We start from the raw sequence: 15,711 nt of genomic DNA, 5'->3' as shown, positions 1-15,711 counted from the left end.
GTTCTAAAACATATTGATCTATTCATCGTTTAAAATAGATGTTTTGTCAGGGAGATTCACAAAATCAACCTTACATAATTATTATAAATTAAATATTATTTACTTACTATATACATTTCTTTACTATTCTTTAACTTTATATGGTTTTCTTGCGAATTTTGGCATAGTAACGGTATATATAATCTTTTAGGATTATTAATAAAGCCTTATGCAATCAAGATAGTTAAATTTTCGTTTTAGCTTTTGCCTATTTTAATTATAGATGTATTCAGATATTTACTTGTAGGTATATGCCTTTAGGAGAATGAGTAACGCGATAACAGGAATGATAATGAAGTAGGATTTAATATCTTTAGTGTCATCGTTTGTGTTTGATTAACATTGACACATGAATTTAAAAAGTGGTGGAGCCAAGGGGGATCGAACCCCTGACCTCAACGCTGCCAGCGTTGCGCTCTCCCAGCTGAGCTATGGCCCCAAGTAGAAAGGGATAAAACTGTGGCTAATAATATTCAACTCGATAATAGGTGTCAATCTATTTAATATCATTTGTTTAAATAACAATCTGATATAACTCTGCTGGGCATCCAGCAGAGTGTAAAAGTTAGCGCATAATTGAAGGTTGATCAGCACCCTCAGCTTCACTTTTTTGCGGCATAAAGTGTTCTCGTTTAACGCCTAATTTTAGTGACATGTAAGCTGCTACATAAATTGACGAAATAGTGCCTAAAACAATACCAACGCCCAATGTTTCTGAAAAACCTTTTAGCATTGAACCACCGAAAATATAGAGAATAATGACTACTGCCAAGGTTGTACCTGATGTCATTAAAGTTCGGTGTAAGGTTTGAGTCAATGAGATATTAATCACATCATAAGGCGATGCTCGACGAATTTTCCTGAAGTTTTCACGAATTCTGTCAAATACTACAATGGTATCATTAAGTGAATAACCGATAATTGAAAGCATGGCAGCAATTATGGTGAGATCCAACTCCCGATCAAACAGTGATAAATAGCCTGCAGTGATGATGACATCATGCGCAAGCGCAACAACCGCACCTGTTCCAAATCGCCATTCAAAACGAAATGCAATGTAAATTAATATGCAAACCAATGCAGCGCAGATAGCTAATATCCCATCTTTAGCAAGCTCAGAACCAACGGTTGGTCCAACAAATTCAATTCGTTTTATTTCTGCATTTGCATCAATATCTTTATGAATTAAATTTGAAATGTTGACTCCTAACGCATTATCAATAACTGAAGATACGCTACCGTCATCCTTTTTTTCTGAAGCAAGTCGAATGATAATATCTTTACTGCTTCCATAATATTGAACAACGGGCTCATGATAGCCAGCATTGCGTAAACTGTCACGGATGTCGTCAAGATTTACTGGTTTGGTCACCGTAATTTCGACTGTTGTACCACCTGTAAAATCTTGTCCCAAATTAAATCCTTTGGTCAAAATTACATAAATTGATCCAACAACAAGTAACATTGATATTGCAAAAGCAATAAAACCAAACTTTAAGAAGTCGAGGACTCTGCGACCATGATTTAGTTCTTTAACATCATGATTTTTTATATCATTACTAGTAACAATCACAATAAACCTCTAAATTGATAACTTGTTGACGCGACGACCGCCATAAATAAGATTTGCTAATGCTCGAGTACCGACGATAGATGTAAACATTGATGTTACTATACCGATACCTAATGTAATCGCAAAACCTTTGATTGAACCGGTACCGACTGCATAAAGGATAACCGCAGTAATTAATGTAGTGATATTTGCATCAAAAATACTGCTCCAAGCACCTGCATATCCTTCATTAATCGCATGTTGAACATTACGACCGTTACTCAGTTCTTCTTTTATTCGTTCATTGATCAGTACGTTTGCATCAACAGCCATACCGACAGTTAATACAATACCAGCTATACCCGGCATACTTAACGTCGCACCAGGCAATAATGACATCGCACCAACAATTAATATTAAGTTAGCAACTAACGCTAAACTCGCAAATACTCCAAATAGTCGATAAACCACTAACATAAAGATAACTGAGATTAATAATCCCCATACACAAGATTCTAACCCTTGAGTAATATTTTCTTGCCCCATTGATGGACCAACGGTACGCTCCTCAATGATTTGAATTGGCGCTATTAATGCGCCGGCACGTAGTAAAAGTGACAAATTTTTAGCTTCATTAATGTTACTAATGCCTGTAACCTGAAAACGATCACTGAAGATGCCTTGAATTGTTGCAACATTGATAACCCGTTCAAGTCGTTCAAAAATTGGTTTATCATTTTCATCACGTTTACCAGTATCTTTATATTCGACAAATAAAGTAGCCATTGATTTATGCAGATTTTTTTGAGTAAAATCGAGCATAGTTTTTCCCCCTGAACTATCAAGGGTAATAGAAACCTCTGGTTGGGAATATTCATTCAATCGGTAAGAAGAATCCGTTATATGGTCACCAGTCAGGACAATGCGTTTATATAACAGTACCGGACGCCCGTTTTCCATATATTTTATTTCTGAACCATAAGGAACACGCATTTGACCGTTAATGATAGCAGCCAAATCCGCTGAATTGTTTTCATTTACTTGTCTAAACTCAAGTGTAGCGGTTGCACCAATAATGCGTTTAGCCAATGCGGTATCTTGAATTCCCGGTAATTCAACAACAATTCGATCCGAACCTTGACGTTGTACAATCGGTTCAGCAACACCTAGTTGATTAACTCGGTTACGTAAAATCGTTGTGTTTTGCTGAACAGCATCGTTTTTAGCTTGTTGTAAGCGTTGTTCACTTATATTGATTATGATGCTGTTGTCGTTTTGAGAGTCAATCTTGTAATCTTGTAAATTATTGATTTTAGCAATGGCTTTGTTTCGATCTTGTGTATTAACAAACTCCATGACGATTTGTTGCTCACTATTGCGACTCAAGGATTTAAAGTTTAGTTTGCTATTATTAAAATCAGACTTTAGATTTTCAATTGATTGCTCTACGAGTTTGTCTAATGCCGTTGTCATATCCACTTCCATCAAGAAGTGAACTCCCCCACGCAAATCTAGTCCTAATTTCATAGGTGAAGCACCAAACATGGAAAGCCACTTTGGCGTTGCGGGCGCTAGATTTAAAGCAACAATATAATTTTCACCTAAATCTTTTGAAATAAGTTCTTTGGCTTTAAGTTGCGTATCGTTATCAGCAAATCGAATTAAAATGGTTCCATTTTCGTAAACAATTGACTTGATATCGATGTGATTATCAGCTAGCAATTTTATTACATTGCTTTGCGTAGCCGTTTCAATTTTGGCACTATCCGAGCCAGAAATCTGTATAGCTGGATCTTCACCATAAATATTAGGAAGCGCATAAAGTAGGCCGACACAAATTATGACGACCAACATAATGTACTTCCACAAAGGATAGCGATTTAACACGACATATTCTCTTGTGGGGTTAGACTATTAACACAATGAATTATCATAATAATATTGTTATTATAATGATTTCATTGTACCTTTTGGTAATACAGATGTAATAAAATCACGTTTGATTATTACTTCAGTTGAATCATTTAATTCTAATGCAATATAACCATTTTCGTTCACTTTAGAAACACGACCGATCAATCCACCATTGGTTAACACTTCATCACCTTTTGAAATGGATGACATTAATTCACGGTGTGCTTTAGCACGTTTTTGTTGTGGACGCATGATCATAAAATAGAAAAATAATCCAAAAACAACAAGCATGATCGGTAAAAAATAAGGATTGCTTTCAACGGCTTGTCCGTCAGCTGCGTACGCTTGATTAATAAAAAAGTCCATATTGATCCTCTGAATTCAAATTTATTTTATAAAGGTCGAAATTGTATCATAAAAAAAAGGTTAAATATGTACTATTTGTTGCCCCTATGCCTAAGAAAGCATAAAGATTAAAATATATTTAAATTATTCACTACTAAATATTTTAAATAGAATAAATAAGTTAATAAGGTAATTTATACCTAAAACAAAGTAATATTTGTCGATTTTTTAATTAAATATTATCAGAAAGTACTTGAATTCTTTATCCGATCAATAGAAACTAAACAGAAAGTTAACCCACCTTTTGTATGTTAGTAACCGTATTATGTACGTTTAAAAGTTATGTGATTTGATAACTAAATTTTTGAATTATAATATAATAGTATGATTTAATTGATTAATAATAAATTAATTTTGCTCAGAACTTAATTTTTTTATATAGAATCTATCGATTATATCTATCAAAAAACATATAAACTATTTATTTTTATCTTGTTAATATATACTTAATAACACTTTTATTATGAATAAAAACTATGAAGACATTTCAATTATTATTGGTATTAATGTTATCTTTTTCATTTAGTGTCAAAGCTAATGAAAATGGTGCATCAAAAGCTCCAGAACTAATAATGACTGATCCTAGCTCATTGATTCCTTCTTTAAAGCTTTCGGCAGAAAAAGGGGATGCACAAGCACAATACACTTTAGGTAATATTTATAAACAAGGTTTAGGCGGTATTGAAGTTAATCATGTTCGCGCGCTGTTTTGGTTTAAAAAAGCAGCTGACCAAGGATTAGCTAAGGCCCAAAATAATTTAGCATATATGTATCAAAATGGTTTAGGAACTAAGCGTAATTTATCGAAAGCATTTAAATATTTTAAATTGGCAGCGGATCAAAATTACAGTTTTGCACTTTATAATTTAGCTTTGATGTACAAAAATGGGGAAGGTGTCGCCAAAAATAACGATAGTGCTATTAACTATTTTATTTTAGCTGGTGATCAAGGCGTGTTTGATGCTTACCTAAATCTAGGCATTATGTACTTTTTTGGTGATGGTGTAGAAGAAGATCGTATGCAAGCAGCCGATTGGTTTAGTAAAGCAGCGAAATATAATGTGCCTGAAGCCTTATATTATCTAGGATTAATGTCGGAACACGGCGACGGTCTAACTCAAGATTATGTTGCTGCAACCTATTTTTATACGCAAGCGGCAGAATATGGTAATGTACTTGCAATGTATAATTTAGGCATTATTTATGCCACAGGTACAGGCACTAGACCTAATAACCAATTAGCAGCCCATTGGTTCTCTAAAGCAGCAGAAGCGGGTAATGCAGATGCACAATATAATATTGGCGTAATGTATGATGTCGGCGGTGGTGTTCCCAAAGATATTAAAAAAGCGATTGAATGGTATATTAAAGCCGCTGAACAAGGCAGTGCTGATGCTCAATACAATTTAGCCATTAAATATCTTGAAGGTGAAGGTATTAAGAAAAATAAAGATACGGCAATTTACTGGTTTACTAAAGCGAGTGAGCAAGGTGATCGAGATGCTAAAACGTATTTAGATGAACTTTTAGCAGATAAATAAAAAAGGGCGATTGCCCTTTTTTATTTTTATTAAGTTATCCAGAATTTCTCATTCCAGCAGCAATACCTGATATTGTGATCATTAATCCTTGTTCAACTATTGTATTTTCTTCATCATTACGTTGACGAGAACGATTTAATAGTTCTGCTTGTAATAAATTCAACGGTTCAATATAAATATTTCGTAAAGCAACGGATTGCGCAATCCAAGGTAGATCGGCCATTAAGCTATCATCGTCAGTAATGGTTAAAACGGTATTAATATCATCTGTTAATAAATTACGTAACTCTTCTCCTAATGGCCACATGCTAGCATCAACTAAACGTTGTTCATAATACTCATGAATTTTTGGTGCAGCTTTAGCGTATACCATTTCTAACATACCTAATCGTGCATTAAAGAAAGGCCAGTTGTGATACATATCTTTGAGCAAATCTTTTTTCCCCTCTTCAATCACTTTTTTTAAGGCACAGCCAGCACCAAGCCATGAAGGAACCATTAAGCGATTTTGTGTCCAAGCAAAGATCCATGGAATAGCTCTAAGACTTTCTATTCCGCCACCTGTTCGCCGTTTTTGAGGCCTTGAACCAAGAGGTAACCTTCCTAATTCTGCTTCGGGGGTGACCGTTCTAAAATAATCGACAAATTCTGCTTTTTCACGAACATAACGTCGATAGCACTGACATGAAATATCTGACATTTCATCCATGATATTGCGCCATGCTTGTTTCGGCTGTGGAGGAGGTAATAAATTTGCTTGAAGTATAGCTGAAGCATATAACATTAAGCTACTGAGCGCGACTTCCGGTAAACCAAGTTTAAACCGAATCATTTCACCTTGTTCAGTGACACGAAGCCCTCCTTTTAATGAACCAGGTGGCTGAGAAAGGAGTGCCGCATGTGCTGGCGCCCCACCACGCCCAATTGAACCGCCTCGCCCATGGAATAAAACAAGATTGATATTATATTTTTCAAATAAGGCGACTAATTCTTCTTGCGAACGATATTGTGCCCATGATGCCGCAAGGGTTCCTGCATCTTTAGCTGAATCCGAGTAACCTATCATGACCATCTGTTTACCTTGGATTTTTTGTCGATACCAAGGAATATCCAATAATTTTTGCATGACAATCTTCGCATTATTCAAATCTTCTAATGTTTCAAATAGCGGTGCCACGGGGATATTTTTTTCACAATCGACTATTTTTAAGAGCAAATATACCGCTAAAATATCCGAAGGTGCTTTTGCCATTGAGATAACATAAGAAGCAATCGACTCTTCACCAGCTTTTTTAATTACACGACAAGTGTCAAATACTTCTTTAACGATTTGACTAGGTTGCCAATGATAGGGTAATAATGGACGATTAGATTGAAGTTCGGTTAATAAAAATGCTTGTTTCTCTTCTTCAGACCATTGTGCATAACTTCCAAGATTAAGTTCTTTCGTTAATTCATCAAGTGCTTCAGTATGAACAGAACTATCTTGACGTATATCTAATTTGACTAACTGTAATCCAAAGCTTTTTATTCGACGTAATGTATCAAGTAAAGGTCCGTGAGCAATAGTTGACATCCCATTATCAATTAATGATTGGTAACAAATATAAAGTGGATCCCAAAGTTGGTTATTTTTAATTAAAATATCAGCTGGAGCTAGGACTTGTTCATTATTGAGTACTGATACTATGTAACTGTGCGTTTTAACTAAACGGGCTCGTAGCTGCTTCATCACCGCTCGATAAGGTTCTGATGCTGTTTTATTTGGCTCATCTAACAGATCAATAACAGATTGGTTACACTCTGTCATCGATAACTCTCGCACTAATATTTGAATATCTGCTAAAAATAATTCAATTGCTTTTAATTTAGCTTGTAACATGACTTTTTCTGTCACATCAGCTGTGACATTAGGATTACCATCACGGTCTCCTCCCATCCATGAGGTAAATTTTATTGGAACATGTTCAACAGATAGTTGTTGATTAAACGCATCAACGAGTTGATCATTAAATTCCCGTAAAAAGAGAGGAACACCTTGCCATAAACTGTCTTCTATAACAGAAAACCCCCATTTAGCTTCATCGAGAGGTGTAGGCCGTTTTTTACGTATTTCATCCGTATACCAGGCCTGACAAACTAGCTGTTTTAATCGGCGCATAATACGTTCAATTTCGTAATCAGCAAGATCATTATGATCCAATTGCGATAAGCAATTGTTTATTGCGGTATAGGTATTAATCATTGTACGACGATTAATTTCGGTTGGGTGAGCAGTCAATACTAATTCAATCGATAAATCGTTAATGGCTTGTGTGATAGTTTGCTCAGAAAAGTTCAATTTTTTTAGGGTAGTAAATAAGTCTGTCATTTTTTTTGGACTGCTCGCCGCTTCCCCGTGCGGCGAAATGCCATAATATTCTGCCGCAATATTCACTAAGTTTAAAAACTGGTTAAATGCTCGAGCAACATGTAATAAATCTTCATCATTGAGATGTTCTATTAATTTGAGTAACTCTTGATGAGATTGCTTATTTCCTTGTTGAGCCGATTTTGATAGCTTCCTTATTTTTTCGACTAAATCAAAAGTTTCGTTACCGGTCGCTCGTTTTATTGCATCGCCAAGGAGGGTACCTAACATATTAACATTACTTCGCATAGAGGAGTATTCACTGTTCATTTTAATCTCATTTTATGTATTTAAAAATTAGGGTTAAGCAACTTTAAGCTGTAAGGGCATGTTCACAATTTAAAGAAATAAGTATAAATAATGGTTAATTTGCTCAAGTTATATACTTTATATCAATGCTTAATTGAATTTAAATAATAAAATTTTATGGTTTTTATTTTTTTTTCTGTTTTAATTATATTGAAAATATAATGCACTTATCTTTAAATTCTTAGCTAATATTAAAAAATAACGTTCTATTTTTTATTAAATCACTGTTTTTCAATGAATAGCTCGCCTGTAATCTGTATCTTGCTTTAATTTGGGTATATACTAATAATATTGAGAATATATATTGGATTATTTAATGATCGCTGTTTTTTATATTGCGTCGATTATAGCTATTTTTGCTAGCATGAAAGTGATTAGTTGCTTACAAATAGATAAAGCTATTTTGTACCTTATTGTTTCGCTTTTTGCTTCAGCGTTGATATTGATTCTACTTAATACTTATTTATCAGCTGTGCTTTATATCGTGTTCTTTATTGGCGGAACAGTAACGCTTTTTTTATCCATTGCAAGTATACTTAAAATTCGTAAAGACAATGTAGAAAATGATAAACGTGGTATTAGCCCTAAAATATGGTTAGTCCCGCTAATGTTAGCTTTTGTTTTACTGGTCATCCTTATTTATGGAGTAGTAAGCACTGACTATTCACAGCTAAAAGAGCCACATGAATTAACCCATGAAATTTCAATACATGCCTATATTTTAATGGCAGAATTGGGAATATTTTTATTATTAGGTGCAGCGGTCATTGCTTATCATTTTATGCATCGTTTGTCGTCGGAGAGCTAATATGATTCCATTAATGCATAGCCTTATTTTAGCTTCTATCTTATTTGTCCTTGGTTTACTAGGCGTGATGATTCGGCGCAATCTCTATTTTTTGCTCCTTAGCCTAATCATAATGAATAACGGTGCCATTATTGCTTTAATTGCTGCAAGTAGCCACTGGCAACATACAGATGGGCAAGTACTGGCTATTTTAGCGATTGTAGCGGTACTTGCCGAAGTGTGCGTTGGACTTGCCCTTTTTAGAAAGCTAGTTTACCGAAAGAAAATTTTTAACATTGACTCATTAAGTGAAATGAAAGGATGAATTTACTCTATTTAACTATCATTGTTCCTTTGCTTTCTTTTTTAGCCCTTGTTAGCTTAGGAAGACAAATACGATCAATTAATATCATCATTATCGGCATTAGTACTATGCTGATTGTGGTATTAATTACCATATTTTCTTGTATTGATTTTGTTACTAACTCAGTCCCTGATATGTCATTAATTTATAGCAGACCATTATGGAATTGGTTTTCTATAGGGGATTTTGTTGTTCCCATTACTTTAACCTTAGATGGTTTGTCATTAACTTTTCTTGTGTTAATTGCTTTTTTGGGCATGCTTATCTATTTTTTTGCTGCGTATTATTTAACATCTCAAAAAGATATTTATACTTTTTATGCTTATAGCAATTTGTTAATAGCCAGTATGTTAACAATTATTTTAGTCGATAATCTGTTGGTCATGCTAATTGGTTGGGAAGGTGTTACATTAAGTATTTACTTACTTATTGGCATTTACTATAAACAAATCCGCAATGGTTTTGCAGCAGTTAAAGCGTTTGTAATCATGCATTTGACCGATGTTTTTTTACTCATCGGTGTATTTTTAATTTATCAAACGCTTCATACGTTAGATATTCGGAATATATTGACTCTCGCACATGCTAATTTAGCTATCGATTCAGATATCATCTATTGGATAACATTGATGCTATTGCTTGGTGCAATGAGTAAATCAGCGCTATTTCCAATGCAATCCTGGTTTACTGAAAGCACCTTAGCCCCCATGCCTGCAATGGCGTTAATGCAAAGTTCAACGGTAATCTTAGCGGGTGTTTATTTAATTTTAAGACTCAGCAATTTGTTTATGATGTCAAGCGATGTACTTTCGATCATGACAATAATTTCATCGCTAACAGTTTTATTTGCGAGTTCTATTGCTCTTGTACAATACGATATTAAACGTATAGTCACTTTCATAAACCTGACACAAATTAGTTATCTGTTTTATGCATTTTCAACTCAACATTGGAGTTTATCACTTAATTGTTTAATCAATTATACAATGACAAGTACGTTACTCATATTAGCCTCGGCAATACTTATCAAAAAATGCCAAGGTGAGCGTGATATAAGTAAAATTGGCGGTTTATATAAAAAATTCCCCGTTTTATTTATCATTTTTTTAGTCATTCTGTTATCGCTTAGTGCAATGCCTTGGATTTCAGCTGCCTTTTACATTAAAGGTGACATTATTTGGGGATTAATGGCTCAAGATAATTTAATGAATGGAACCATTGGGTTATTAGGTATTTTGCTCTCGAGTGTTAGTATATTACGTTTAATATTTATGGTGTTTTATCATAAACCTAAAATTAAACAATTTGCCAAAACGAATTGGATGAGTTATTGCCCTATTTTCTTATTGTTAATATTTACCTCATCATTAGTTATCTATTTTCCGTTACCCATAAAAGGAATAATTCCAATTGCTGCATTAGATACTAATGTAAAATTGTCATTCCAGCTTCTTTTTGCTGCGGTAACGTTACTTAGCATTATCATCGCTTATACACTATTTGCTCATCCTAATAGTGAAGTGAAAGAAGTGTTAAACACGCCCATAGTGAAATTTTTTACACGACTGTGTAAAGCAGAATGGCGATTTGATTATTTACTCAATATTGTTTTTGTTAAGCCTTTCATCTTTTTAACCAGTAAATTGAAAAAGGATCCATTAGCAACTTGGGACAATTGGGTTATGCTGGGTATAAAAAAAATCAATTCATATATTGTCGGCTTCGAAAATGGACATCTCAGATGGTATATGGTTTCAATTGTAATGGGTAGTATTATTATATTAATGTTACTTGTGTTTATTTAATAAAGGTGCAATCTTTCATGTTGTTATGGCTTATTTTCTTACCTGTGACAGGTGGATTTATCGGTTGGTTATGTCATCTTTTTTTACAACGAATGGTAGCATCTGTTGATGCGCAATCACGTTGGAATAAACTGCCAATTTGTATCGCATTCATGACGATTATCATCTCGCTAATATTGGTGATTAATTTTTGGCTGGATGCGCAAGCTATTATGGATCAAGGAAATAGTTGGGTAGAAGAAGTCAATTTTGAATGGATTCCGTTATTAGGTATTCGTTTTCACTTAATTTTAGATGGGCTATCTATCATTGTTATTACTTCAACACTCATTATTGTTTTATTCACTATCGCCTATTCAAGCAAAGAAAGCATTAATAATACTGGATTATATTATCTGTGTATTTTAGCAATGACATCAGCTGTCATGATGTTATTTACAGTTACGGATCTCTTTTTGTTATTCTTTTATTGGGAAGCTGTTGCGATTCCTATCTATTTTTTAATTTCTTTATGGGGAAGACGAGATTCCAATTCTCAGCTACGCTTTAATGGTGCAAGTAAATTTCTTATTTATACGCAAATCAGTAGTTTGTTAATGTTAATCTCGATTGTTTCATTAGCTCTCATTAATTGGAATTTAACGGGTCATTGGACTTTTGATTATCAAATCCTAACCAAAACGCCTATATCAAGTAAAACAGAATATTTATTAATGCTAGGATTCATGGCTGCCTTTATTGTGCGTATTCCTTTTGTTCCATTTCACAATTGGTTTATTGAAGCACATATCGAATCGTCAACAACCGGTTCAATGATGATTAGTGGTTTATTACTTAGTACTGCCACTTTTGGGTTATTGCGTTTTGTCATACCACTATTTCCTAATGCTTCTGCAACAATTGTACCTTTAATTTTAATACTTGCATTAATCACCGTTTTTTATTCTGCACTACTTGCATTTAATCAAACGGATATTAAAAAACTAATTGCTTATGTTCATATTGCATTGATGGGCTTTGTGACCGCTATCATATATAGTGGTTCATTAATCGCCTACCAAGGAGTGGTCATACAAATTATTGCGATTAACTTAGCGATTGTCGGTATGTTCATGATTAGTGGTTTATTAGTTGAATGTTATTCAACACGTAACATCAGTCAATTTACTGGATTGAAAGAGCGAGTCAAATATTTATCATCATTTACGTTATTTTTCATATTGGCCGTATTGGGTATACCTGGCACAGCTAACTTTATAGGAAATTACCTGATGTTACTTGGAAGTTTCACAACATTTTCTTATTCTACAATTTTATTAGCATTAGGATTACTTATGCTATCTATTTCATTCATTATTCGTATGCAACCTATTTTTCATGGCGGTCACGATAATAATGAAACCATGAAAAAGTGTTTTCTTAATATCAAAGAGCTTTTATTGTTAAGTAGTTTATTGGCTGTTCTTATTTTTATCGGATTATATCCTAAAGTCATTTTAGATATGTCATATTCTGTCATGAATCAAACTCAACACTATATAACAACAGAGCGCATGGGAGAGTAATAAGATATGATAGCTTTATCACCTATTTATATATTAAGTCTTACTATTATTGCGCTAATGTTTGCATTATTTCGTTTCAAAGTAAGTACAAAATGCTGCGCTATTTTATCTTTATGTGGTTTGATATTCGCATTAATTTGCGCTTCTGTCATGGGATATAAAATTTCAGCCAATGATCAGAAAATTTCAGATATCAGCAGCGATAATATGCAAATATTTATCTCTTCTTTGCCACTGACTTCTCCTGATTTTCAGAATGCAAAATTGTTAGCAGTGGATGCCGCACCAACTCAACCAGATCCACAAACTAATCAGACAGAAGCACTTAGTGACAATAATAATGATGCAAGCGTAGAATCAGCAACTCAAGTCCGCCAACCTCAGTTAGACGAATCCAATTCGGAACAGACTATAACATCTGAAACACCGAAAAATGAAGACATTGCGGATAACCAAGAAAAAAATCAATCCCATTCAGATATTCAACAACCGAATAATGTAAATATTTGGAACTCCCAAGAAATTACAGTACTTTTCACCTGTGATGGCTATGGTTTACTTTATACCAGTTTGATTTTATTAATTTCAATTATCGTCAGTTGCTTAGCATATCGTTGGTTTAAGCAAGAACAAAAGTCTCATGGATTATTTTATATAATATTACTTTTCATGGCATTAGGTGGAGTGACCTTAGTCTACGCCAGCCATTTAATCGCTTTCTTTATTGGTATTGAGTTGCTTTCCATTCCTTTTGTGGGTTTAATAGGATATCAATATATTCAAACCCACTCCCTTGAAGCAGCAATTAAATATATGATTTTATCCGCCGTTGCAAGTGCTTTTTTGCTAATGGGTATTGTTTTTTATTATGCATCCACTGGTGAATTAACGTTCAGTGGTTTAAGTTATCAGTTATCCACTATGACCTACCCAAGCACACTGTTATTAATGGGGGTCTGTTTAATGCTTGTAGGTGTCGGTTTTAAATTATCACTTGTTCCTTTCCAACTTTGGTTACCCGATGTTTATCAAGGTGCACCAACGGTTGTCGCACTTCTTTTATCCACAGTGGGTAAAGTTGCGATATTTTGCGCTATCGCAAGACTATTTTTATTAGCTCCTATTGTAAACAATGAAACCATCCGAATTATTTTAGTTGTGATGGCATTTTGTTCTATTTTATGGGGTAATTTATTTGCTTTTATGCAAAGTAATTTAAAACGTCTTCTTGCATATTCCTCAATCGCACATTTTGGTTATTTATTAATTGCATTAATTGCTGTGCAATATCAAGTTTTGGCCTTAGAAACAATCGGCGTTTATTTGATAGGTTATATTCTTGCAAATATTACTGTTCTGGGCGTAATTAGTTTAGAATCTCACTCAAATGAGCTTCAAGATCATGAAAATGAGCTAGATTTGTCTGGATTATTTTGGCGACGCCCTATCCTTGCATTATCTATGGGAATAGGCTTGCTTTCATTAGCTGGCGCACCTTTAACTCTCGGTTTTATTAGTCGATTTTTATTAGTCCTATTAGGTGTCACCGCTGAACTATGGTGGTTAATGGCAGCAGTTGTAGTCGGTAGTGCGCTAGGCCTATATTTTTATGCTCGTTTAGTGATCAACCTTTATATCAAACCAACTTGTCGAGATGATCAATTTATCAATAATTCAGTAGTAAGTTTTAAATGGCATAAAATTGGAATGAGTGAGTTACTCATCACCCTTTCTGCTTTACTTATTATGATTTGCGGAGTCTATCCTAAATGGGTATTTAACTTAGTGAGTATGGCACAATACTTAACGGCTTAAACTAATTTAAAAAGATGTTCAAACTAATTTATTTATAAAAAAACCACTCGTTTGAGTGGTTTTTTATCTGTCTTAAATAAGCATTATTTTGCGGTTGCGGTAACTTTGAGTTTATAACCTTGAGCACCTGCTTTGTAGGTCGTACTGTACATTGAATCGTTGTTAAGTTGACCTAATGTTATATTTTGATTTTGTGCTAACGAATCTGTTGTCGCTCCAACACCGGCATAAGTACCGTCTAACTCCCAAGTAAAGTTGTAATTTGCAGATAAGTCAGCTTCACCACTATCTAAAGCACCATTGCCATTAGAATCTAACCATACCACAGCTCGATATTTTCCGCCTTGTTTAGGTACGAAAGTACTACCCGCTATACTATAGTTATCATTTGAATCAGCAGCTAAAATGTAGACCCTCATGTCATCAGATTCAATTGGTCCACTTGTAATTTTATTCGGATCTTTTTGTTCACCTGGACCATCATTAGGGTTACTACCTATTTCGTCTTTATTCGGACCATTAGTATCATCAGTAGGGGCTTTACTTGGATCTGTCGGATCTAATGTATCCACTTGTCCTGGTGCTTGCGTACTCCAAATATCAGCAACTTTTAACCATTTATTTGTATAAGGTAAACCAAACTCAGTTTTTTCTAATACTTTGAAACCAATTCGTGTTGCACCAGCAAACTCATTTGTAATTTTAAACGTGATTTTACCATTACTGAATTTAATATCTGAGTCAGCTAAACTGGCTTCTTTCCATTCACCAGACGCACTTTTATAAAATGCTTTAAACGTTTCTTTTACTACTTTACCTGAAGGATCGCTGTCACCATCTTCATCATGTAATGTATACTCGATAACGACATAATCATTAACTTTTGCAGCTCGACCACCCACGGTATTGTTACCATCAGCATCAGAGGATACTGACACTGTTAAACTGTGATCTTGACCGCCAAGACTTTTAATTACAGGTGCATTACCCACTATATATTTAGCACTCACACCGCTAAGTGCATATGCGTTACTTGCTGCACATCCAGCGATTAACAGACCTAAAGCAATATTTTTTATCATTAAACTTTTCATGTTTAACTTCCTATTTTTCATTTATTAATTATTGTATATCAAAAATAATATACACCGTTTTGTATTTAACTTTTAGATAACCCTTATAAATTGGTTATCTAAAACTCTTTT

11 protein-coding genes and 1 tRNA gene are annotated in these 15,711 nt (G+C 34.2%); 6 read left to right on the top strand and 6 right to left on the bottom strand.

Annotated elements, in window-relative coordinates:
- Positions 1-402 precede the first annotated feature (402 nt).
- From ACGH46_RS09450 to yajC, 4 genes are all read right to left on the bottom strand, one after another.
- A tRNA-Ala gene (locus tag ACGH46_RS09450) sits at positions 403-478 on the bottom strand.
- Positions 479-604: 126 nt separating this feature from the next.
- On the bottom strand, positions 605-1,591 hold the full coding sequence (gene secF / locus ACGH46_RS09445) for a protein translocase subunit SecF (RefSeq protein WP_411605465.1): 987 nt from the start codon (positions 1,589-1,591) through the stop codon (positions 605-607).
- Positions 1,592-1,621: 30 nt separating this feature from the next.
- Positions 1,622-3,478 (bottom strand): protein translocase subunit SecD, encoded by a 1,857-nt coding sequence (secD, locus tag ACGH46_RS09440; RefSeq protein WP_411605429.1) that lies wholly within the window; start codon positions 3,476-3,478, stop codon positions 1,622-1,624.
- 60 nt (positions 3,479-3,538) lie between these two features.
- Positions 3,539-3,871 carry a preprotein translocase subunit YajC gene (gene yajC, locus ACGH46_RS09435; protein ID WP_065558440.1) on the bottom strand — a complete coding sequence of 111 codons (333 nt, stop codon included), beginning with the start codon at positions 3,869-3,871 and terminating at the stop codon, positions 3,539-3,541.
- 515 nt (positions 3,872-4,386) lie between these two features.
- Between yajC and ACGH46_RS09430 the strand changes: the two genes are divergently transcribed.
- The gene (locus ACGH46_RS09430) at positions 4,387-5,451 is read left to right on the top strand and encodes a tetratricopeptide repeat protein (protein WP_267351487.1); all 1,065 of its coding nucleotides are present in this window, start codon (positions 4,387-4,389) and stop codon (positions 5,449-5,451) included.
- Positions 5,452-5,485: 34 nt separating this feature from the next.
- Here ACGH46_RS09430 and ppc read toward each other — a convergent pair whose 3' ends face one another.
- On the bottom strand, positions 5,486-8,131 hold the full coding sequence (ppc, locus tag ACGH46_RS09425) for a phosphoenolpyruvate carboxylase (RefSeq protein ID WP_267351485.1): 2,646 nt from the start codon (positions 8,129-8,131) through the stop codon (positions 5,486-5,488).
- A 355-nt stretch (positions 8,132-8,486) separates the two neighbouring features.
- On the opposite strand from ppc, the gene ACGH46_RS09420 reads away from it, so the two are divergent.
- The 5 genes from ACGH46_RS09420 to ACGH46_RS09400 are packed head-to-tail and all read left to right on the top strand — an operon-like array spanning position 8,487 to position 14,506.
- Positions 8,487-8,978 (top strand): NADH-quinone oxidoreductase subunit J, encoded by a 492-nt coding sequence (locus tag ACGH46_RS09420; RefSeq protein ID WP_065557830.1) that lies wholly within the window; start codon positions 8,487-8,489, stop codon positions 8,976-8,978.
- A 1-nt stretch (position 8,979) separates the two neighbouring features.
- On the top strand, positions 8,980-9,282 hold the full coding sequence (gene nuoK, locus ACGH46_RS09415) for an NADH-quinone oxidoreductase subunit NuoK (RefSeq protein ID WP_267351481.1): 303 nt from the start codon (positions 8,980-8,982) through the stop codon (positions 9,280-9,282).
- On the top strand, positions 9,279-11,126 hold the full coding sequence (locus ACGH46_RS09410; RefSeq protein ID WP_267351479.1) for an NADH-quinone oxidoreductase subunit L: 1,848 nt from the start codon (positions 9,279-9,281) through the stop codon (positions 11,124-11,126). Before nuoK ends, ACGH46_RS09410 begins: the two co-directional genes overlap by 4 nt.
- 17 nt (positions 11,127-11,143) lie before the next feature.
- Entirely contained in the window at positions 11,144-12,691 is a 1,548-nt protein-coding gene (locus ACGH46_RS09405; RefSeq protein WP_267351477.1) for a NuoM family protein, read from the top strand.
- A 6-nt stretch (positions 12,692-12,697) separates the two neighbouring features.
- Positions 12,698-14,506, top strand: coding sequence for an NADH-quinone oxidoreductase subunit N (locus tag ACGH46_RS09400; protein ID WP_411605427.1), 1,809 nt, complete (start codon positions 12,698-12,700; stop codon positions 14,504-14,506).
- Between the two features lie 83 nt (positions 14,507-14,589).
- Here ACGH46_RS09400 and ACGH46_RS09395 read toward each other — a convergent pair whose 3' ends face one another.
- The gene (locus ACGH46_RS09395; RefSeq protein WP_267351473.1) at positions 14,590-15,600 is read right to left on the bottom strand and encodes a hypothetical protein; all 1,011 of its coding nucleotides are present in this window, start codon (positions 15,598-15,600) and stop codon (positions 14,590-14,592) included.
- Positions 15,601-15,711 lie beyond the last annotated feature (111 nt).

Origin of the sequence: Gilliamella sp. CG22, from assembly GCF_046635725.1 — a bacterium.
GTDB lineage: Bacteria > Pseudomonadota > Gammaproteobacteria > Enterobacterales > Orbaceae > Gilliamella > Gilliamella apicola_I.
The sequence above is the reverse complement of the archived record's forward strand: the minus strand, read 5'-3'. Positions and strand labels throughout refer to the sequence as shown.

Bases quoted from the DNA above. Each gene is read 5' to 3' on its own strand.
- yajC (WP_065558440.1), bottom strand. From the start codon at position 3,871: ATGGACTTTTTTATTAATCAAGCGTACGCAGCTGACGGACAAGCCGTT.
- ACGH46_RS09430 (WP_267351487.1), top strand. From the start codon at position 4,387: ATGAAGACATTTCAATTATTATTGGTATTAATGTTATCTTTTTCATTT.
- ppc (WP_267351485.1), bottom strand. From the start codon at position 8,131: ATGAACAGTGAATACTCCTCTATGCGAAGTAATGTTAATATGTTAGGT.
- ACGH46_RS09420 (WP_065557830.1), top strand. From the start codon at position 8,487: ATGATCGCTGTTTTTTATATTGCGTCGATTATAGCTATTTTTGCTAGC.
- nuoK (WP_267351481.1), top strand. From the start codon at position 8,980: ATGATTCCATTAATGCATAGCCTTATTTTAGCTTCTATCTTATTTGTC.
- ACGH46_RS09410 (WP_267351479.1), top strand. From the start codon at position 9,279: ATGAATTTACTCTATTTAACTATCATTGTTCCTTTGCTTTCTTTTTTA.
- ACGH46_RS09405 (WP_267351477.1), top strand. From the start codon at position 11,144: ATGTTGTTATGGCTTATTTTCTTACCTGTGACAGGTGGATTTATCGGT.
- ACGH46_RS09400 (WP_411605427.1), top strand. From the start codon at position 12,698: ATGATAGCTTTATCACCTATTTATATATTAAGTCTTACTATTATTGCG.
- ACGH46_RS09395 (WP_267351473.1), bottom strand. From the start codon at position 15,600: ATGAAAAGTTTAATGATAAAAAATATTGCTTTAGGTCTGTTAATCGCT.